This is a genomic window from Streptomyces roseolus (assembly GCF_014649855.1).
In the GTDB taxonomy this organism is placed as follows: Bacteria; Actinomycetota; Actinomycetes; order Streptomycetales; family Streptomycetaceae; genus Streptomyces; species Streptomyces roseolus.
Genome location: NZ_BMTV01000015.1, coordinates 48,110 through 66,992, shown reverse-complemented (window position 1 = coordinate 66,992; position 18,883 = coordinate 48,110). Strand labels below are relative to the sequence as shown.

The 18,883-nt window shown below is 71.7% G+C and carries 17 protein-coding genes and 4 tRNA genes; 11 read left to right on the top strand and 10 right to left on the bottom strand.

Translation table 11 applies throughout. The features are described 5' to 3' along the window. Positions 1-16: 16 nt before the first annotated feature. Complete coding sequence (locus IE245_RS19045) at positions 17-424, bottom strand: nuclear transport factor 2 family protein (RefSeq protein ID WP_189949107.1); 408 nt, start codon at positions 422-424, stop codon at positions 17-19. A 64-nt stretch (positions 425-488) separates the two neighbouring features. On the opposite strand from IE245_RS19045, the gene IE245_RS19040 reads away from it, so the two are divergent. After that, the gene (locus IE245_RS19040) at positions 489-1,277 is read left to right on the top strand and encodes a maleylpyruvate isomerase family mycothiol-dependent enzyme (RefSeq protein ID WP_189949105.1); all 789 of its coding nucleotides are present in this window, start codon (positions 489-491) and stop codon (positions 1,275-1,277) included. Positions 1,278-1,316: 39 nt separating this feature from the next. Then, positions 1,317-2,129 (top strand): META domain-containing protein, encoded by an 813-nt coding sequence (locus IE245_RS19035; RefSeq protein ID WP_189949102.1) that lies wholly within the window; start codon positions 1,317-1,319, stop codon positions 2,127-2,129. Here the strand turns inward: IE245_RS19035 and IE245_RS19030 are convergent. Next, complete coding sequence (locus tag IE245_RS19030) at positions 2,123-3,520, bottom strand: sulfatase family protein (protein WP_189949099.1); 1,398 nt, start codon at positions 3,518-3,520, stop codon at positions 2,123-2,125. The two genes, IE245_RS19035 and IE245_RS19030, sit on opposite strands and share 7 nt — an antisense overlap. A gap of 127 nt (positions 3,521-3,647) precedes the next feature. After that, positions 3,648-3,740: a putative leader peptide gene (locus IE245_RS38115; RefSeq protein WP_373305351.1), complete on the bottom strand. Its 93-nt coding sequence runs from the start codon at positions 3,738-3,740 to the stop codon at positions 3,648-3,650. Positions 3,741-4,047: 307 nt separating this feature from the next. On the opposite strand from IE245_RS38115, the gene purF reads away from it, so the two are divergent. Together purF and purM are read left to right on the top strand one after the other, a co-directional pair. After that, the gene (purF, locus tag IE245_RS19025) at positions 4,048-5,574 is read left to right on the top strand and encodes an amidophosphoribosyltransferase (protein ID WP_189949098.1); all 1,527 of its coding nucleotides are present in this window, start codon (positions 4,048-4,050) and stop codon (positions 5,572-5,574) included. A gap of 45 nt (positions 5,575-5,619) precedes the next feature. Then, entirely contained in the window at positions 5,620-6,687 is a 1,068-nt protein-coding gene (gene purM, locus IE245_RS19020) for a phosphoribosylformylglycinamidine cyclo-ligase (protein WP_189949096.1), read from the top strand. Positions 6,688-6,829: 142 nt separating this feature from the next. On the opposite strand, the gene IE245_RS19015 is transcribed toward purM, so the two are convergent. Together IE245_RS19015 and IE245_RS19010 are read right to left on the bottom strand one after the other, a co-directional pair. Beyond that, complete coding sequence (locus tag IE245_RS19015) at positions 6,830-7,084, bottom strand: DUF3073 domain-containing protein (protein WP_043224752.1); 255 nt, start codon at positions 7,082-7,084, stop codon at positions 6,830-6,832. Positions 7,085-7,373: 289 nt separating this feature from the next. Beyond that, positions 7,374-8,456 carry a Leu/Phe/Val dehydrogenase gene (locus IE245_RS19010; RefSeq protein ID WP_189949094.1) on the bottom strand — a complete coding sequence of 361 codons (1,083 nt, stop codon included), beginning with the start codon at positions 8,454-8,456 and terminating at the stop codon, positions 7,374-7,376. A gap of 153 nt (positions 8,457-8,609) precedes the next feature. On the opposite strand from IE245_RS19010, the gene IE245_RS19005 reads away from it, so the two are divergent. Then, a complete protein-coding gene (locus IE245_RS19005) occupies positions 8,610-9,464 on the top strand; it encodes a DUF8083 family protein (protein WP_189949092.1) in 855 nt (284 codons plus the stop codon). A 568-nt stretch (positions 9,465-10,032) separates the two neighbouring features. Next, the gene (gene bldC / locus IE245_RS19000) at positions 10,033-10,239 is read left to right on the top strand and encodes a developmental transcriptional regulator BldC (protein WP_003949541.1); all 207 of its coding nucleotides are present in this window, start codon (positions 10,033-10,035) and stop codon (positions 10,237-10,239) included. 455 nt (positions 10,240-10,694) lie between these two features. Here bldC and IE245_RS18995 read toward each other — a convergent pair. Further along, positions 10,695-10,768 (bottom strand) — tRNA-Asp (locus IE245_RS18995). 85 nt (positions 10,769-10,853) lie between these two features. Continuing rightward, positions 10,854-14,846 carry an ATP-dependent RNA helicase HrpA gene (hrpA, locus tag IE245_RS18990; RefSeq protein WP_189949090.1) on the bottom strand — a complete coding sequence of 1,331 codons (3,993 nt, stop codon included), beginning with the start codon at positions 14,844-14,846 and terminating at the stop codon, positions 10,854-10,856. Between the two features lie 112 nt (positions 14,847-14,958). Here hrpA and IE245_RS18985 point away from each other — a divergent pair, with 112 nt between their 5' ends. The 3 genes from IE245_RS18985 (at position 14,959) to IE245_RS18975 (ending at position 17,020) form a co-directional block, all read left to right on the top strand. Beyond that, positions 14,959-15,351, top strand: a complete 393-nt coding sequence (locus IE245_RS18985; RefSeq protein ID WP_189949088.1) for a hypothetical protein — start codon at positions 14,959-14,961, stop codon at positions 15,349-15,351. 65 nt (positions 15,352-15,416) lie between these two features. Continuing rightward, a complete protein-coding gene (locus IE245_RS18980; protein ID WP_189949086.1) occupies positions 15,417-16,190 on the top strand; it encodes a DsbA family protein in 774 nt (257 codons plus the stop codon). Further along, positions 16,187-17,020: a cytochrome c biogenesis CcdA family protein gene (locus IE245_RS18975; RefSeq protein ID WP_189949084.1), complete on the top strand. Its 834-nt coding sequence runs from the start codon at positions 16,187-16,189 to the stop codon at positions 17,018-17,020. Before IE245_RS18980 ends, IE245_RS18975 begins: the two co-directional genes overlap by 4 nt. 39 nt (positions 17,021-17,059) lie before the next feature. On the opposite strand, the gene IE245_RS18970 is transcribed toward IE245_RS18975, so the two are convergent. The 3 genes from IE245_RS18970 to IE245_RS18960 all read right to left on the bottom strand — a co-directional run bounded on the left by IE245_RS18970 (position 17,060) and on the right by IE245_RS18960 (position 17,341). Further along, positions 17,060-17,133, bottom strand: a tRNA-Phe gene (locus tag IE245_RS18970). A gap of 22 nt (positions 17,134-17,155) precedes the next feature. Next, positions 17,156-17,229: transfer RNA gene (locus IE245_RS18965), tRNA-Asp, on the bottom strand. A gap of 39 nt (positions 17,230-17,268) precedes the next feature. Continuing rightward, positions 17,269-17,341: transfer RNA gene (locus tag IE245_RS18960), tRNA-Glu, on the bottom strand. A gap of 105 nt (positions 17,342-17,446) precedes the next feature. Here IE245_RS18960 and IE245_RS18955 point away from each other — a divergent pair. Together IE245_RS18955 and IE245_RS18950 are read left to right on the top strand one after the other, a co-directional pair. Then, on the top strand, positions 17,447-17,797 hold the full coding sequence (locus IE245_RS18955; protein ID WP_030760230.1) for a metallopeptidase family protein: 351 nt from the start codon (positions 17,447-17,449) through the stop codon (positions 17,795-17,797). A gap of 180 nt (positions 17,798-17,977) precedes the next feature. Further along, positions 17,978-18,712, top strand: coding sequence for a hypothetical protein (locus tag IE245_RS18950; protein ID WP_189949082.1), 735 nt, complete (start codon positions 17,978-17,980; stop codon positions 18,710-18,712). Positions 18,713-18,883: the final 171 nt, after the last annotated feature.

The following is an 18,883-nucleotide window of genomic DNA, read 5'->3' as shown; positions in this document are numbered from 1 at the left end:
GCGGTCGTCCCGTCCGTCAGTCGGTGCCCCAGAAGGCGTCCGACTCGGGGATGTCCGCCACGCACTCGTCGATGTCGGTGATCTTTCCGCCGACGAGGGTGAAGAAGAGGCCGCCGTCCATCTCGATGCCCCGGTCGTTCCGGTCGCCGTGCCACCGGTGGACGGACATCACGTGGCCCCGGCCGTCCGGGTAGACGCCCTTCAGCTCCACCCGGAAGGTGCCGCCGGTCAGTTCGGCGAGCATCCGGTAGTGGGCCAGGACGTTGTCCCGGCCCTTGAAGTGCCCGGACATCCGGCTCTCGCCGGGCGAGTGGTGCGTGCAGTCGCCGGTCATGAGGGAGGCGAGCGTCTCCGTGTCGCCCGCGTCGAACGCTTCGTACCCCCGGCGCACGACAGCCGCGTCGGGGTGCTCGTGGTGGGTCATGGCCCCCACTGCCTTTCCTGGGCGTTTCCCCCCTCTCCTCCAGTCTCGGCGTTAGCCTCGGGCCATGCCACCCGCCAGGAAACGCACCCGCAGCTACGACCCCGCCAAGATCCGCGCCGCCGTCGCCGCCCAGTTCGGGCACGTGCGGGACGCGGTGCTCGCCCTGCCGCCGGAGGCGCTCGACCGGCCGACGCGGCTGGGGGAGTGGATGGTACGGGACCTGGCCGGGCACCTGACGATGGTGCTCGGCTCGGTAGCCCGCGGCCTCGAAGGCCCGGAGCCCGCCCGCCGCGAACTCGTCCTCCTGGACTGGCCGCCGGCCACCGCCACCGCCGCCGCGCGGATCGACGAGGACGTCCGGGCCCTGGACACCGCCGACCTGCCCGGGTTGTACGCGCGCGTGGCGGAGGCCTTCGGGAAGGCGCTGGCCGGGGCGCCCGACGGGCGGCTCGTCTCGACCCGCCTCGGCGCGATGACCCTCGCCGACTTCCTCGTCACCCGCACCGTCGAACTGGTCGTCCACACCGACGACCTGGCCGCCGCGACCGGGGTGGAGATCCCGTACGACCGGCAGGCGCTCGCCGCCTGCACCCGGCTCCTCGCCGACACCCTCGCGACGAAGGCCCCCGGCGGCTCGGTCGAGGTGCGGATCCCGCCGTACGCGGTGGTGCAGTGCGTGGAGGGCCCCCGGCACACCCGGGGCACCCCGCCGAACGTCGTCGAGACGGACCCGCTGACCTGGATCCGGCTGGCCACGGGACGTACGGAATGGGCGGCCGAACGGGACGCGGCGCGGATCGCCGCCAGCGGCGAGCGGGCCGATCTGACGGGACTGCTCCCCCTGATGGGCTGAGCGCGGGAACCCGCCGGGGCCCGGCCGCGTCCCACCGGCATGCCGAAGCCGCGCAGCACCCTCGTCGTCACCGCCGCCCTGCTCGCCGCGCTCACCGCCTGTGGACAGGGCGGAGACGGGCCCGGCGGGGCGGACGACCCCGACCTGCCGCTGACCGGAACCCACTGGACGGTGGGCGCGGTCACCGCCGACGGGGTCCGCTCGACGGCCCCGGACGGCGCCCGGGTCGACTTCACCGACGCGGGCCGCGCCCGGGGCAGCACCGGCTGCAACCACTTCGGGGCGGGCGTCGCCGTGTCCGGCGCGACCGTCACCGTCTCCCGGGAAGAGGTCACGGAGCGGGGCTGCCCGGAGGACCGGCAGCGCTTCGAGACCGCCTTCCTCGCCGCCTTCACCGGCCCCCTGGAGGGCACCCTGAAGGACGGCGCGCTGACCCTCGCCTCCGCGGACGGGACCCGGAAGGTCGAGCTGGCCGCGGAGGCGTCCGCCCCGCTCCGCGGCACCACGTGGAAGGTCGACGGCCTGGTCTCCGGCGACACCGCGGCCTCCGTCCCCGCCGACGCGGCCGCCAAGGTCCGGCTGGTGATCGGCGTGGACGGCGGCGTCTCCGGCAATCTCGGCTGCAACGACTTCTCCGCCACCGCCCGGATCGACGAGAAGGCCCGCACGCTCACCGTCGAGGGCCCCGCGGCCACCACCCGCATGATGTGCGGCAGCGCCCAGATGCGACTGGAGACCCGGCTGTACGAGCTCCTCGACGGCCCCCTCTCCTACCGGCTCGACCACCGCACCCTGACCCTCGTCGACGGCGCCGGCGAGGGCCTGAGCGCACGGGCGGAGGCCGCTCAGTAGCGCAGCAGCCCCGCGTCGATCCGCTCCCAGGCGGCCCGCAGCCCGGCGAGCCGGGACTGCTCGAAGGGCGCCCGGTCGGCCTGCTCCCGGGTGTCCTCGGCGAGGTGGAAGAGCTGGTCGCGGCCAGACTTTCCGCGGTAGTACTTCCAGTCGCCGCGGCGCAGCGCCCGCTCGCCCCTGACCCGCCAGAACAGGTCGCGCTCCGGCACGTCCTCGCCGCGCAGCAGGTGCCCGGCGAGGCTGGTGCCGTCGAGCGGGTACGCGGGGTGGGGGCGGGCGCCGGCGAGTTCGAGCAGGGTCGCCGTCCAGTCGGGGGTGAAGACCGGCAGGTCGCTGACCTGGCCGCCGTCGATCCCGGCGGGCCAGCGCAGGATCGTGGGGACGCGGATGCCGCCCTCCTGGAGGGAGCCCTTGTTGCCGGCGAGCGGCCAGTTGCAGGAGAAGCGCTCGCCGCCGTTGTCGCTGGCGAAGAGGACGAGGGTGTCCTTCTCCTGGCCGGACCGCCTGAGCGCGGCGAGGACCCGGCCGACGGAGCGGTCGAGGTCCTCGACCATCTCCTTGTACTTCTCGACCGAGCCGCCGTCCTGGTGCCAGAGCGCGGAGCGGTCGCCGGCCTCGATGCGGCGGACGATCTCGGCGCTCGCCTCCTTGTCGCCGTCGGCGATCCACGGCCAGTGCGGGGTGGTGAAGTTGAGGTTGAGCAGCCAGGGCTTCCCGTGGTCGCGGCTCACGTACTCGCTCGCCCGCTCGGTGAGGATCCGGGTGTAGTAGCGGAGGTCCTTGCACTCGGCGTCGCCCTCGTAGAGGTCGTACTCGCCGCCGAGGCCGAGCTTGGAGTAGTACTCCAGGGCGCCGCCGAAGTTGCCGAAGAACTCGTCCCAGCCGGACCGGGTGGGGGAGTGGTCCGGGAGGTGGCCGCAGTGCCACTTGCCGATGAGGGCGGTGGCGTAGCCGGAGTCGCGGAGCAGCGAGGCGAGCGTGGGGTGGGTGGGGTCCAGGCCGGCGGACTTGTCGGCGATCGGCTCGGCGAGCCCGCCCTTCGTACGCCCCGGGTAGCGGCCCGTGTAGAGGCTGAAGCGGGTGGGGGAGCAGGTCGCGGAGCCGGAGTAGGCGTCGGTGAAGCGGACGCCGCCGCGGGCGAGGCGGTCGAGGTGCGGGGTGTGGATGTGCGGGGAGCCGTACGAGGAGAGGTCGGCCCAGCCGAGGTCGTCGCCCAGGATGAAGAGGACGTTCGGCCGCCGGGAGCGGCGCCGCGGTCGGGCGGCCCGGAAGGGACGTTCCGCCGGGGGCGCGGCGGGGGCGGCTTCGGCGGGGCCGGTTCCGAGGGCGGCCGCCGCGGCGGCACCGGCGGCGGCACCCCCGAAGGCCCGGCGGGACAAGGGCGTGGACATGGCGGATCTCCAGGGGACGTACGGATACGCCTCGGAGCCCGGCGGTGGGGGACGGCACCGCGGACGGAGGCACGGGGGGACGGGGCAGCGGACGGGGCGAGCGGGACGAGCGGACGGGGCCGTTCGTTCAGGCGCGGCGACAGCCGGCGCTCGTGACACGGACGAGGTCCACGTGTCGGCGCCGGACGAGGGTGACCGGTCGGTCGCCGCGGGGCTGCATGGGGCAGGAGCCTCGCCGAGGCGACCGGGGAGCGTCAACGGGGAAGGGGCGGGTTGACGCGCGTAGTTCGCGTGATCGAAACGCCGGTGAAACCCCCGGGGACTGCGTTCTGCGTCACACCGAGGCGCCCTTCCGGAGGGGGTGCGGGCAGGGGCCCGGGCGGGACCCGGAACCCCGGAGCCCTTCCGGCGCCTGCCTTGTAGGCCTCTCCAACTTCGCGACGATCTTCTCGTGTGATCGTACGAGCGACGCCTACGCTCCGTTCCCCAATTCGGACCAGTGGTCGAGGTCCCCTAGACTCGAAGACGTGCCACGTGGTGACGGTCGACTCAATCACGACCTGCTCCCCGGCGAGAAAGGCCCCCAGGACGCGTGTGGCGTCTTCGGTGTCTGGGCTCCGGGTGAAGAGGTCGCAAAGCTCACGTACTTCGGGCTCTACGCCCTCCAGCATCGGGGCCAGGAATCCGCGGGAATCGCGGTCAGCAACGGCTCCCAGATCCTCGTCTTCAAGGACATGGGCCTCGTGTCCCAGGTCTTCGACGAGACCTCTCTCGGTTCCCTCCAGGGTCACATCGCGGTCGGTCACGCCCGCTACTCGACCACCGGGGCCTCCGTGTGGGAGAACGCCCAGCCGACCTTCCGGGCCACCGCCCACGGTTCGCTGGCGCTCGGCCACAACGGCAACCTGGTGAACACGGCGCAGCTGGCCGAGATGGTCGCCGACCTTCCCAAGAAGGACGGCCGCGCCACCCAGGTCGCCGCCACCAACGACACCGACCTGCTGACGGCGCTCCTCGCCGCCCAGGTCGACGAGGACGGCAAGCCGCTCACCATCGAGCAGGCCGCCGCGAAGGTCCTCCCCGACGTCCGGGGCGCCTTCTCCCTCGTCTTCATGGACGAGCACACGCTCTACGCGGCCCGCGACCCGCAGGGCATCCGCCCGCTGGTCCTCGGCCGCCTGGAGCGCGGCTGGGTCGTCGCCTCGGAGTCCGCCGCCCTCGACATCTGCGGCGCCAGCTTCGTCCGCGAGGTCGAGCCGGGCGAGATGATCGCGATCGACGAGAACGGCATCCGCACCTCCCGCTTCGCAGAAGCGAAGCCGAAGGGCTGTGTCTTCGAGTACGTGTACCTGGCCCGTCCCGACACGGACATCGCCGGCCGGAACGTGTACCTCTCCCGTGTCGAGATGGGCCGCCGCCTCGCCGCGGAGGCCCCCGTCGAGGCCGACCTGGTCATAGCGACGCCCGAGTCCGGCACCCCCGCCGCCATCGGCTACGCGGAGGCCTCCGGCATCCCCTTCGGCGCCGGCCTGGTCAAGAACGCCTACGTCGGGCGCACCTTCATCCAGCCCTCGCAGACCATCCGCCAGCTCGGCATCCGCCTCAAGCTCAACCCCCTCAAGGAAGTCATCAAGGGGAAGAAGCTCGTGGTCGTGGACGACTCCATCGTCCGCGGCAACACCCAGCGCGCCCTGGTCCGGATGCTGCGCGAGGCCGGCGCGGCCGAGGTCCACATCCGTATCTCCTCGCCGCCGGTCAAGTGGCCCTGCTTCTTCGGCATCGACTTCGCCACCCGCGCGGAGCTGATCGCCAACGGCATGTCCGTCGAGGAGATCGGCAAGTCGCTCGGCGCGGACTCGCTCTCGTACATCTCCCTGGAGGGGATGGTCGAGGCGACCACCATCGCCAAGCCGAACCTCTGCCGGGCCTGCTTCGACGGCGAGTACCCGATGGAGCTGCCCGACCCCGAGCTGCTCGGCAAGCAGCTCCTGGAGACGGAGCTGGCCGCCGGCCCCGCCGCCACCGCGGCGTCCGACGCCCTGCGCCGTCCGTGAGACCCCGCTGCACACCCGCAGTACACGACACGAAAGTTCTTCAGCATGCCTGAGACCACTGGTGCCAGCTACGCCTCTGCGGGCGTCGACATCGAGGCGGGCGACCGCGCCGTCGAGCTCATGAAGGAGTGGGTGAAGAAGACGCAGCGCCCCGAGGTCCTCGGCGGCCTCGGCGGCTTCGCCGGCCTCTTCGACGCCTCCGCCCTCAAGCGCTACGAGCGTCCGCTGCTCGCCTCCGCGACCGACGGCGTCGGCACGAAGGTCGACGTCGCCCGCCAGATGGGCGTGTACGACACCATCGGCCACGACCTGGTCGCGATGGTCATGGACGACATCGTCGTCTGCGGCGCCGAGCCGCTCTTCATGACCGACTACATCTGCGTGGGCAAGGTCCACCCGGAGCGGGTCGCCGCCATCGTCAAGGGCATCGCCGAGGGCTGCGTCCTCGCCGGCTGCGCCCTGGTCGGCGGCGAGACGGCGGAGCACCCGGGCCTCCTCGGCCCGGACGACTTCGACGTCGCGGGCGCGGGCACCGGTGTCGTCGAGCACGACCGCCTGCTCGGCGCCGACCGCATCCGTACGGGGGACGCGGTCATCGCCATGGCCTCCTCCGGTCTTCACTCCAACGGGTACTCGCTCGTCCGCCACGTGGTCTTCGACCGCGCCGGCATGAGCCTGGACCAGCGGGTCGAGGAGCTGGGCCGCACCCTGGGCGAGGAGCTCCTGGAGCCCACCCGGATCTACTCCCTGGACTGCCTGGCGCTCACCCGGACCACCGAGGTGCACGCCTTCAGCCACATCACGGGCGGCGGCCTCGCGGCCAACCTCGCCCGGGTGATCCCGGACGGGCTGCACGCCACCGTGGACCGCTCCACCTGGACCCCGGACGCGATCTTCGACCTCGTCGGCACGGCAGGCCGGGTCGAGCGCCTGGAGCTGGAGAAGACCCTCAACATGGGCGTCGGCATGATGGCCGTCGTCCCCGCCGAGTCGGTCGACGCCGCCCTCACCACGCTGGCCGACCGCGGGCTCGACGCCTGGGTCGCCGGCGAGATCACCGAGCGGGGCGACAAGGACTCCGGCGCGGAGCTGGTCGGCGACTACGCGAAGTAGTCACCGCGGAGACGGAAGAAGGGGCACCCCGCCGGGCGGGGTGCCCCTTCTCGTGTCCTGAGGTCTCCGGCCCGCTCACGGTGCCCGAGCAGCACGAAAACTCGGTCCGGGGTGCCCTGGACCGAGTTTCGCTTTCAGAAGGTCAAGCGCGACGCTGGGACGACTGCGGACCGGACTCGTCGTCCTCGTCCTCGTCGTCCGTGTTGTAGAGATCCGCGTACTGCGCGTACGGGTCGTCTTCCTCGTCGTCGTCCTCGAACGGCTCGCCATTCGGCGGCTGGCTCGAAGTCGAAGCGCCCAGCTCATTGGCCAGACGCGACAGGTCAGTCCCGCCGCTGCTGTACTTCAGCTGGCGGGCGACCTTGGTCTGCTTGGCCTTTGCCCGGCCGCGCCCCATGGCTCGACCCCCTCGGTGACGGGGCTCGCTGGCCCCAGAGTCTTGACACGCGTTCATGATGCGAAACGGGCTCTCGATGGAGAGACCGGTCCGCAGGGCTTCAACGGTACCTGTTTCCTCGGGTCTACGGTACGCCGTGCGCATCACATACCCCGGTACAGAACCATCGAGGTGCCCTTACCTCGCTGGTCAATCGCGATTTTAACCTCTTCTGAGGGGTCGACCCGCCGACCGGCGTGAGCGAAGTCTCCCGGACGGCGGGCCGGTCACTCCCCGTGCACCGGACGGCTCAGCCGCGCCGGGCCTCGGCCATCCGCTGCTCGGCGATGCGGTCGGCGGCCGCGGCCGGCGGAATGCCGTCCGCCTTCGCACGTGTGAAGATCTCCAGGGTCGTGTCGAAGATCTTCGTGGCCTTCGCCTTGCAGCGGTCGAAGTCGAAGCCGTGCAGCTCGTCGGCGACCTGGATCACGCCACCGGCGTTCACCACGTAGTCGGGCGCGTAGAGGATGCCGCGCGCCTCCAGGTCCTTCTCGATGCCCGGGTGGGCGAGCTGGTTGTTCGCCGCGCCGCAGACCACCTTCGCGGCGAGGAACGGAACGGTGTCGTCGTTCAGGGCGCCGCCGAGCGCGCAGGGCGCGTAGACGTCGAGTCCCTCGACGCGGATCAGGGCCTCGGTGTCGGCGACGACCCGGACCTGGGGGTGCTTGTCGGTGATCCGGCGCACCGACTCCTCGCGGACGTCGGTGATGACGACCTCGGCCCCGTCGGAGAGCAGGTGCTCGACGAGGTAGTGGCCGACCTTGCCGACGCCGGCGACGCCGACCTTCCGGCCGCGCAGGGTCGGGTCGCCCCACAGGTGCTGGGCGGAGGCGCGCATCCCCTGGAAGACGCCGAAGGCGGTCAGGACGGAGGAGTCGCCGGCGCCGCCGTTCTCGGGGGAGCGGCCGGTGGTCCACTGGTTGGTCCGGGCCACCACGTCCATGTCGGCGACGTAGGTGCCGACGTCGCAGGCCGTGACGTAGCGCCCGCCGAGGGAGGCGACGAAGCGGCCGTAGGCGAGGAGCAGCTCCTCGGACTTGATCAGCTCGGGGTCGCCGATGATCACGGCCTTGCCGCCGCCGTGGTCGAGCCCGGCCATGGCGTTCTTGTACGACATGCCGCGCGCGAGGTTGAGGGCGTCGGCGACGGCCTCGGCCTCGGTCGCGTACGGGTAGAAGCGGGTGCCGCCGAGGGCGGGGCCCAGCGCGGTGTTGTGCAGGGCGATGACGGCCTTCAGGCCGGTGGCGCGGTCCTGGCAGATCACGACTTGCTCGTGTCCGCCCTGCTCCGAGTGGAACAGGGTGTGCAGGACGCCGTCGGATACAGCGGTCACGGTGGTGACTCCCAAGTACGAAGCGGCGGAAGGTCCCCCCTGCGGGTGGGGGAGGACACATTGCGCCACGAGATTAAGTCCTACCTGGGCGTAGGGAGGGCGGAGTGGGCCGGATCACCCCCTCGCGGAGTACCCGCGTGGAAGGATCGGGACATGTCGGTCGACTCCACGGTGCTCGTCCCGTACGCCTCGTACCTGCGCGTGTACGAGCCGCTGGCCGCCTTCCCGGAGCCGGAGCGGACCCACTGGTCGCGGTACGCCCGCCGGCCGCGCGTCCCGGGGGCCCAGGACGAGCTGCGGCGCTCGCTGGCGGACCTGGTGCCGGTGCCGCCGGTGCCGGTCCCGGTGCACGAGAGCGGCGAGGCCTTCGTGGCGCACCTGGACGGGGTGGTGGTGGTCTGCCCGTGGCGGACCCGGCTGAGGAGCTGGCTGGCGCTGCGGGACCTGGTGGCGGAGGGCGGGCTCCCGGCGTCGGTCCTGGACGCGATGCTGCCGCCGGTGGTGCGGGCCCAGGTGGAGGCGGACCACGAGCGGTGGCTGGAGCGGAACCCGGACGCGCGGCCGTGGATCAGGACGGCGGTGTGGCAGGTGCCGCTGCGCTGGTTCGCGCTCTTCGGGGACGAGGAGCGGTGTTACGAGCCGGGGGACCGGGCGGCGGAGCGGGCGCCGGTGCTGCGCTACCGGACGACGATGGCGCAGGCGCGGCGGCGCCTGGCGCGGGCGCTGCGCGCGCTGCGGGACTCGGTGGACGAGGGGACGCTGGCGCGGGGCCTGGTCGACGTGGGCCGCTGGCTGGAGGAGTTCCACCCGCGGGCGCTGGTGGAGCTGGACTACGGCGGTCTCGTGCACGCGTTGGCGGAGGAGCGGCTGGCGGCGGACCGCTCGGCGGCGGACGTGGCGGCGGGCCTCGCGGCGCTGCGGGCGGGGGACGACGACGCGGCGGGTGAGGTGTACGCCCGGCTCGCCGAGCGCTGGCGGGCCGTCAGGGACCTGCGTCACGCGAACTGAAGGCCCGGCGGGACACGAATTGACATAGGTCGGGCATCTTCGTCAGGTGTGCATGGACAAGACATGTCCCGCCGGGGTAAATGATCTTCAGGCGCCTGGCCGGATCGATCTGTCCGAATCCCATGGGACGTTGGTCCTGAACCGGGCCTTTGACTCAAGCGTGACGGACAGCACTAAACGCACCCTTGCGTCGATCGCCTACCCTCGTGCCAAAATAGGACAAGGAGTCCGGGGAGGGTTCCTTCCGTCCAACTTTGGGCGGAACGCTCAGCATTGCACTCTATGGGGGGTCTGAGGACTCCTGATCGCTCTGTGACTGATCGTCACAGTGGTGTGACTGTCCGTTATGGCATGGTCAGTCGACTTCCGCCGCTGATGAACACCTGCGAGGGCAATTCCATCGGTTTGGCCGACGCGGCTGGACGGATGGTGTAGTTGTAGTGCCGAGGACAAGCCGTTCGTCCTATAACCGACTCGACCCGCTTCTGCCATTTCGGGCAAGGCGGGTCAAGGTGCAGAATTTAGAGGAAAGAACCGAGAAGGTTCGGTTCTCCCGAGGAGGCCGCTCATGACCGCTCGCACCCCTGATGCCGAGCCGCTGCTGACCCCTGCCGAGGTCGCCACGATGTTCCGCGTGGACCCGAAGACGGTGACTCGCTGGGCCAAGGCCGGCAAGCTCACGTCCATCCGCACCCTGGGTGGACACCGTCGCTACCGCGAGGCCGAGGTCCGCGCTCTGCTGGCGGGCATTCCGCAGCAGCGCAGCGAGGCCTGAGGCTTCGGCGACAGCCGCAGCACACGCAGCACCCCGTAACACCGGGCAGGTCCGGGTCCCCCAATCCGGCCGCCCATCCCACAGCTCTGCCGGCGGTTCCTGCCCCAACAGGCCACCGTCGACGATCGCGCTGGACTCCGCCGGGTCCGGCGCGATCGTCTTTTCGCGCCCCGGCTCCTCCGCCCCGCGCCCCGTCCCACCCGTCGGGGACAGGTGCAATTGCACATATTAAATTGAGTCGTTGTAGGGAGCGCGTAAATGAGAGGGTTTCTGAACGACTTTCAGTGACTCCCGTCACACCCGTGAAGGCTTGCCTCAGAACAGCCTCCCACCTCGGGGAGCGCCCCCCACCCGTCGTTGGTCACCGGCTGATGGGACTTTCGTCCCCCGTTCGAGTGGAGTTCACGCATGACGAAGAAGGCCCGCATCGAGACGATGCGGGCCTTCTTCCGAAGCGATCCTGACGGGACTTGAACCCGCGACCTCCACCTTGACAGGGTGGCGAGCTAACCAACTGCTCCACAGGACCCTCGCAACCGGTTGTTCTTGGCTGCGAGAAGAACTGTACAGCAGGTCAGCGGTCTGGTCGAACTCACCGCCCGCCCGGCCCCGGCCTACCGCGCCGGGCCCGGCACGGCCGCGTCGATGGCCTTCACGATCCGCTTGTCCGACACCGGGTGGGCCGTGCCGAGGGCGTGCGCGAAGTAGCTCACCCGCAGCTCCTCGATCATCCAGCGGATGTCCGTGACCTCGGCCGGCACCGGCCGGCCCTTCGGCAGTTGCTCCAGGAGCCACGCGTACTCGTCGAGCATCTCGTGGACCTTCTCCATCCGGGTGGTGTCCCGCTGGACCCCGGTCGGCATCTGCTGGAGCCGCCGGTCCACCGCCACCAGGTAGCGCATCAGGTCCGGCAGCCGCTTCAGGCCCGTACGGGTCACGAAACCGGCCGGCATGAGCCAGTCCAGCTGCTTCCGCACGTCCTGGAGGTTCGGCAGCAGCGCGGGGCTCGTGGTGGCCTTCAGACGCCGCTCGCACGCCTGCCAGGCGGCCAGGACCTGCTGGACCTGGCCCACCGTGCGGATCGTCAGCTCCACCAGGTCGGCGCGGACCTTGTCGTACAGCTTCCGGAAGGACGCCTCGTCCCAGACCGGGCCGCCGTGTTCCGCGATCAGCCGGTCGGCGGCCGCGGTGGCGCAGTCGTCGAACAGGGCCTGGATCGAGCCGTGCGGATTGGCCGACAGGGCCAGCTTCTGCTGGTTGGTGAGCTTGTCCGAGGCGAACTTCGCCGGGTTCACCGGGATGTTCAGCATGATCAGCTTCCGGGTGCCCCGCCACATCGCCCGCTCCTGCTCGGCCTCCGAGTCGAAGAGCCGCACGGCCACCGCGTCGCCCTCGTCGACCAGCGCCGGGTACGCCTTCACCGGCTGCCCGCCCCGCTTGGTCTCGAAGACCCGCGTGAGCGTCCCGATCGTCCAGTCCTTCAGGCCCGTGCGCTCCAGGGAGGGCCCGGAGCCGTCCGGGCCCGCCGTGGCCGCCTGGGCGGCCTTGGAGAGCGCCTGACGGGCCTTGGGGCGCAGCTTCAGGCGCAGCGTCTCCAGGTCCTTGTCCTCGGCGAGCTTCCGGCGCCGCTCGTCGACGATCCGGAAGGTGATCTTGAGGTGCTCGGGGACCTTGGCCCAGTCGAAGTCCTCCGGCGTCACCGGGACGCCGACCATCCGCTGGAGTTCGCGGGCGAGTGCCGTCGTCAGCGGCTCCTGGACGGGCACGACCGCGTCCAGGAAGCGGCCGGCGAAGTTCGGCGCGGGCACGTAGTGGCGGCGGATCGGCTTCGGCAGCGAGCGGATCAGCTCCGTCACGACCTCCTCCCGCAGGCCCGGGATCTGCCAGTCGAAGCCCTCGTCCGTCACCTGGTTCAGCACCTGGAGCGGCACGTGGACGGTCACGCCGTCCGCGTCCGCGCCCGGCTCGAACTGGTACGTCACCCGGAACTTCAGCGCGCCCTGCCGCCACGAGTCCGGGTAGTCGTCCTTGGTGACGGCCCCGGCCTTCTCGTTGATGAGCATCTCGCGCTCGAAGTCGAGGAACTCCGGCTCCTCATGCCGCTTGTGCTTCCACCACGAGTCGAAGTGGGCGCCGGACACGACGTGTTCGGGGACCCGCTTGTCGTAGAAGTCGAAGAGCGTCTCGTCGTCGACGAGGATGTCCCGGCGCCGGGCCCGGTGCTCCAGCTCCTCGACCTCGGTGAGCAGCTTGCGGTTGTCGGCGAAGAACTTGTGGTGGGTGCGCCAGTCGCCCTCCACCAGGGCGTTGCGGATGAACAGCTCGCGGGAGGCCTCGGGGTCGATCCGGCCGTAGTTGACCTTGCGGTCGGCGACGATCGGGACGCCGTACAGCGTCACCTTCTCGTACGCCATCACGGCCGCCTGGTCCTTCTCCCAGTGCGGTTCGCTGTACGTCTTCTTCACCAGGTGCTGGGCGAGCGGCTCGATCCACTCGGGCTCGATCCGGGCGTTCACCCGCGCCCAGAGCCGCGAGGTCTCCACCAGCTCGGCGGACATCACCATCCGCGGCGGCTTCTTGAAGAGCGCGGAGCCGGGGAAGATCGCGAACTTGGCGTTGCGGGCGCCCAGGTATTCGTTCCGGGTGCCCTCCCGCTTCTGGTCCCGGCCCTCCTTGGACTCCTTCACGTCCTTGAGGCCGATGTGGGAGAGGAGGCCGGAGAGCAGGGAGACGTGGATGGCCTGCTCGGGGAAGGACTCGTCGTCCCGGGGCTCGGTGAGGTGTATCCCCATCTGCTTGGCGACCGTGCGCAGCTGGGCGTAGATGTCCTGCCACTCGCGGATGCGCAGGAAGTTCAGGTACTCCTGCTTGCACATGCGGCGGAAGGAGGACGAGCCGCGCTCCTTCTGCTGCTCGCGGACGTACCGCCACAGGTTGAGGAAGGCGAGGAAGTCGCTGGTCTCGTCCTTGAAGCGGGCGTGCTGCTGGTCGGCCTGGGCCTGCTTCTCGGAGGGCCGCTCGCGCGGGTCCTGGATGGAGAGCGCGGCCGCGATCACCATGACCTCGCGGGCGCAGCCGTTCTTGTCGGCCTCCAGGACCATGCGGGCGAGCCGGGGGTCGACGGGGAGCTGGGAGAGCTTCCGGCCGAGCTGGGTGAGCCGCTTCTTCGGATCCTTCTCGGTCGGGTCGAGCGCGCCGAGCTCCTGGAGGAGCTGGACGCCGTCCCGGATGTTGCGGTGGTCCGGCGGGTCGATGAAGGGGAACTTCTCGATCTCGCCGAGGCCGGCGGCGGTCATCTGGAGGATGACGGAGGCCAGGTTGGTGCGGAGGATCTCGGCGTCCGTGAACTCCGGCCGGGTGAGGAAGTCGTCCTCGGAGTACAGCCGGATGCAGATGCCGTCGCTGGTACGGCCGCAGCGTCCCTTGCGCTGGTTGGCGCTGGCCTGCGAGATCGCCTCGATGGGGAGGCGCTGGACCTTGGTGCGGTGGGAGTAGCGCGAGATGCGGGCGGTGCCCGGGTCGATCACGTACTTGATGCCGGGGACGGTCAGCGAGGTCTCGGCGACGTTCGTCGCGAGGACGATCCGGCGGCCGGAGTGCGCCTGGAAGACCCGGTGCTGCTCGGCGTGGGAGAGCCGGGCGTACAGGGGGAGGATCTCGGTGTCGAAGAGCTTCTTCTTCGTCAGCGCGTCCGCCGTGTCGCGGATCTCCCGCTCGCCGGAGAGGAAGACCAGGATGTCGCCCGGTCCTTCCTTCCGCAGCTCGTCGACGGCGTCGCAGATGGCGGTGATCTGGTCCCGGTCGGACTCGTCGGAGTCCTCCTCCAGGAGGGGCCGGTAACGGACCTCGACCGGGTACGTGCGTCCGCTGACCTCGACGATCGGCGCGTCGCCGAAGTGGCGGGAGAAGCGCTCGGGGTCGATGGTCGCGGAGGTGATGACGACCTTGAGGTCGGGGCGCCTCGGGAGCAGCTGGGCCAGGTAGCCGAGCAGGAAGTCGATGTTGAGGGACCGCTCGTGGGCCTCGTCGATGATGATCGTGTCGTAGGCGCGCAGCTCGCGGTCGGTCTGGATCTCGGCGAGCAGGATGCCGTCCGTCATCAGCTTCACGAAGGTCGCGTCCGGGTTCACCTGGTCGGTGAACCGGACCTTCCAGCCGACGGCCTCGCCGAGCGGGGTCCTCAGCTCCTCGGCGACGCGCTCGGCGACCGTGCGGGCGGCGATCCGGCGGGGCTGGGTGTGCCCGATCATGCCCCGGACGCCCCGGCCCAGCTCCAGACAGATCTTCGGGATCTGGGTGGTCTTCCCGGAGCCGGTCTCACCGGCGACGATCACGACCTGGTGGTCGCGTATCGCCTCCAGGATCTCGTCCTTCTTCTGCGAGACCGGGAGCTGCTCGGGGTAGGTGACGGCGGGCACGCGGGCGGCGCGTCCGTCGACGCGCTCCTTGGCCTTGGCCGCCTCTGCGGCGATCTCGTCCAGGACGGCCTCGCGGGCCTCGGGCTTGCGGATGCGGCGGGCGCCTTCGAGACGGCGGCCGAGCCGGTGGGAGTCCCGCAGCGAGACCTCGGCCAGGACGGACTGGAGGGCGGCGAAGGAAGTAGACATACGGAATCCAGGATCGCACCTGCGGCCGAGAAGCGGCGAACCGATTTACGAAGGGGACCGGCCGTCGGTGCGTAGTATTCCGGGCATCTGACCCGGACCGGAGAGGTTTCGCATGTTCCGCACCACCCGCGCGCCGGCGGTGTCCGCCGCGCTGGCGGTGCTGACGGCCCTGGTGCTCGGCCTGCTGGTCTGCGGGGCCTCGGGCTCGGGCTCGGCCTCCGGCGGCGGGACGGCTCCGGTCGGTACGGTTCCGGGCGCGGCCCCGGCCGTCGTGGGTGCCGCCGTGCCGGGGTGCGATCCGGGGCATCCGGCCGACCTGGGCGACGCGGGCCCCGTCGTACCGCCGAGGGCGTCCGGCTTCGCCGAGCTGCTGCCGGCGCTGGGCGCCGACCGGGTGCCGTGCGCGGTCCGGCAGCCCGACCCGCACGCTCCGGCCGCGCCGCCGGGCCGGGAGCCGCCCGCGCGGGCGCCGACGCCCGTGGAGCTGTCGGTCCTGAGGGTGTAGGAGGACGGCCGCCTCCGCGTCCGTCCTTCTTCCTCTCTTCCTTCCTCCCTCAGGAGCGCTTCCGCATGTCCAAGCCCGCTTCCACGTCCGCCTCCAGGTCCAAGCCGATCGCGATCGTCGCCGGGGTGGCGGTCGCCGCCGCGCTGCTCGGCGTCGTCTCGTACACCGCCACCAAGCCCTCGTCCCCCGGTGCCTCCGGCTCCTCCGCCGTCGCCGAGGTGTCCGCCGACCCGCAGGCCGGGGTGTACGCGGAGCTGGAGAAGTACGCCCGCCGGGACGCGTCCGACAAGCTCGCCCTGGGCCGCGCCGACGCGCCGGTCGTGCTGATCGAGTACGCCGACTTCAAGTGCGGCTACTGCGGGAAGTTCGCCCGGGACACCGAGCCGGCCCTGATCGAGAAGTACGTCGAGGACGGCACCCTGCGCATCGAGTGGCGCAACTTCCCGATCTTCGGCGAGGAGTCCGAGGCGGTGGCCCGCGCCTCCTGGGCCGCCGGGCAGCAGGACCGCTTCTGGCAGTTCCACAAGGCGGCGTACGCGGAGGGGGCCAAGGAGAAGGGCTTCGGCACGGAGCGCCTCGCCGCCCTCGCGAAGGAGGCCGGGGTGCCCGACCTCGGCCGGTTCGCGAAGGACAGCGGCAGCGAGGCGGCCCGGGAGGCCGTACGGAAGGACCAGGAGCAGGGGTACGAGCTCGGCGCCTCCTCCACCCCCTCCTTCCTGGTCAACGGGCGGCCGATCGCGGGCGCCCAGCCCCTGGAGACCTTCACGGAGGCGATCGAGGCGGCGGCGGAGTCGGCCTCCGCCCCGAAGAAGGCCGCCGAGGGGAAGGCCGGGCGGTGACCTCCGGGATCGGCTACTTCGCGGCCTTCCTCGGGGGCCTCCTCGCCCTCCTCAGCCCGTGCAGCGCCCTGCTGCTCCCGGCCTTCTTCGCGTACTCGATCGAGAACCGGGCGAAGCTGGTGGCGCGGACCGCGATCCTCTACGCGGGCCTCGCCACCACCCTCGTGCCGCTCGGCGCGGCGGGCTCGCTCGCGGGCCGCTTCTTCTACGGCCACCGGGACCTGCTGGTCGCCGCCGGCGGCTGGCTGATCATCGGGCTCGGCGTCCTCCAGGTCCTGGGCCTGGGCTTCGCCTCGCGCCGGATGTCGGAGGCGAGCGGCCGGATCCGCCCCACCTCGGCGGTCTCGGTCTACGCCCTGGGCCTCGTGTACGGCCTGGCGGGCTTCTGCGCGGGCCCGATCCTCGGCAGCGTCCTGACGGTGGCGGCGCTGAGCGGCAGCCCGGCGTACGGCGGGCTGCTCCTCGCGGTGTACGCGCTGGGGATGGCGGTGCCGCTGTTCGTGCTCGCGCTGCTGTGGGAGCGGTACGACCTGGGGCGGCGGCGCTGGCTGCGCGGCCGGCCGCTCCGCGCCGGCCGCTTCGAGGTCCACTCGACCTCGCTGGCGTCGGGCCTCTTCTTCGTGGCCCTGGGCACCCTGTTCCTGGTCTTCGACGGGACGACGGCGCTGCCGGGGCTGCTCTCGGTGGACGACTCCTTCGCCGTGGAGCGGCGGGTCGCCGAGTGGGGCCGGGCGGTGCCGGACGGGGCGCTGCTCGTCGGCGTCGTGGCGGCGGTGGGCCTGGTGCTCGCGCTGCGGGGCCGTACGCGGCGGGCGGAGCAGCCGGAATAGAGGAAGGGCCCCGTTCTTGCGAACGGGGCCCTTCTCCTGTGGCTGGGGCCGGGGTCGAACCGGCGACCTATCGCTTTTCAGGCGATCGCTCGTACCAACTGAGCTACCCAGCCACGAGATCGTTTCCGATCTCGGCGATCCTGACGGGACTTGAACCCGCGACCTCCACCTTGACAGGGTGGCGAGCTAACCAACTGCTCCACAGGACCATCTGGTGTGCGAGACAAAAGTATCGCACAGGTGTTGCGTGCCCCCAACGGGATTCGAACCCGTGCTACCGCCTTGAAAGGGCGGCGTCCTGGGCCACTAGACGATGAGGGCTAACGGCCCCACCTGGGCGCTTCTCAGCGCGTCGGGGACGTGAGAAGCATATGGGATGGCGGGCGGTATCGCCAAAACGGTTTCCGGGGAGGGGAGAATGGGCCCGTGCTGGAGATGACGCGCGAGGAGTTCGAGGAGCTTGTCGCCGAGGCCCTGGACCGGATCCCGCCGGAGCTGACGCGGCTGATGGACAACGTGGCGGTGTTCGTGGAGGACGAGCCCTCTCCGGACGACCCGGAGCTGCTCGGGCTCTACGAGGGGACGCCGCTGACCGAGCGGGGCGAGTGGTACGCGGGCGTGCTGCCGGACCGGATCACGGTCTACCGGGGGCCGACGCTGCGGATGTGCGAGTCCCGCGAGGACGTCGTGGCCGAGACCGAGATCACCGTGGTCCACGAGATCGCCCACCACTTCGGCATCGACGACGAGCGGCTGCACGCGCTGGGCTACGGCTGAGCCGGGGCCGCTCGGGGGCGGGCCGGGGTGCGACGGGCCCGGTCGGGGTTCGGGCGGGCCCGGTCGATCGGGTCGAACGTCGAACAAGGGTGTCGTCGTGCCGTGTCCCTTGTGGCGGCCGGGGAGTTGGGCAGGGGGACGCGTTCCTTTCCCCGCCTTCTGTGCCCTGGAGGTGCCTCCGTGCGCCCTTTCCCCACCCGTGTTCGATGGGCCGCCGCCGCCCTCGCGGTCGCCGCGTGCGCCGGTCTGAGCGGCTGTATGAGCGTCGGCGACGAGAGCGCCCGGCCGGCGCCCGGAGCGAGCGGGGGGAAGCCGGGGGCGTCGGCCGAACCGGACGGCGGCGGCACCGGTGAGCCGGACGGGGGCGGCGGGGCGTACGGCGGCGGGCTCGGCGGCCACGCGGGCGGCCCCGACCCGGCGGGCGGCGGGAAGTCCCCGGTGCCGAGCGGTTCGCCCTCCGCCTCCGCCTCGCCCTCCGGCGCCGTGAAGCACCCGAAGCCGGGCGGTCCCGGCGGGGCGCAGCCGTCCCGGACGCATCCCGCGGGCGGCGCGGCCGCCGGCGGCCAGGACGGGACGGGCGGCGCGGCCGGGGGCGCGGGCGGCGGGGAAGCGGGCGGTCCCGGCGGGAGCGGCGGCTCCGGCGGGGGCGGCGCGGACGGCGGGGGCACGGGCGGGACCGGCGGCGAGGCCGGAGGCGCCCCGGGCGGTGGCGGGGGCACCCCCTCGCCGGAGCCCACGCCGGAGCCGACCCCCACGCCGGAGCCGACCCAGGAGCCGACGCCGGAACCCACTCCCGAGCCCACGTCGAACCCGAGCGATCCGCCGACCGAGGGGCCCTCGACGCAGCTGGGCGGGGTGCGGGCGGCCGAGGCGGCCACCGAACCGGCGGCATCGCCGCAGGTCAGCCCGGCGTGAGACGGAGGTCACTCCACTCGGCTTGCCAGCAAGGGGGGAGGGTGCGTATGGTGGTAGATCGTTTGATCCCATTTGCCCGGCGCCACCATCGAAGAGCGCCGTGACTGGCGCGTACCTCTCCCCTTGCCGTGGCTGACCGCATTGAGGCGGTCTTAAGGCGAAACACGGAGT

Bases quoted from the DNA above. Each gene is read 5' to 3' on its own strand.
- IE245_RS19045 (WP_189949107.1), bottom strand. From the start codon at position 424: ATGACCCACCACGAGCACCCCGACGCGGCTGTCGTGCGCCGGGGGTAC.
- IE245_RS19040 (WP_189949105.1), top strand. From the start codon at position 489: ATGCCACCCGCCAGGAAACGCACCCGCAGCTACGACCCCGCCAAGATC.
- IE245_RS19035 (WP_189949102.1), top strand. From the start codon at position 1,317: ATGCCGAAGCCGCGCAGCACCCTCGTCGTCACCGCCGCCCTGCTCGCC.
- IE245_RS19030 (WP_189949099.1), bottom strand. From the start codon at position 3,520: ATGTCCACGCCCTTGTCCCGCCGGGCCTTCGGGGGTGCCGCCGCCGGT.
- IE245_RS38115 (WP_373305351.1), bottom strand. From the start codon at position 3,740: ATGCAGCCCCGCGGCGACCGACCGGTCACCCTCGTCCGGCGCCGACAC.
- purM (WP_189949096.1), top strand. From the start codon at position 5,620: ATGCCTGAGACCACTGGTGCCAGCTACGCCTCTGCGGGCGTCGACATC.
- IE245_RS19015 (WP_043224752.1), bottom strand. From the start codon at position 7,084: ATGGGGCGCGGCCGGGCAAAGGCCAAGCAGACCAAGGTCGCCCGCCAG.
- IE245_RS19005 (WP_189949092.1), top strand. From the start codon at position 8,610: ATGTCGGTCGACTCCACGGTGCTCGTCCCGTACGCCTCGTACCTGCGC.
- bldC (WP_003949541.1), top strand. From the start codon at position 10,033: ATGACCGCTCGCACCCCTGATGCCGAGCCGCTGCTGACCCCTGCCGAG.
- hrpA (WP_189949090.1), bottom strand. From the start codon at position 14,846: ATGTCTACTTCCTTCGCCGCCCTCCAGTCCGTCCTGGCCGAGGTCTCG.
- IE245_RS18985 (WP_189949088.1), top strand. From the start codon at position 14,959: ATGTTCCGCACCACCCGCGCGCCGGCGGTGTCCGCCGCGCTGGCGGTG.
- IE245_RS18980 (WP_189949086.1), top strand. From the start codon at position 15,417: ATGTCCAAGCCCGCTTCCACGTCCGCCTCCAGGTCCAAGCCGATCGCG.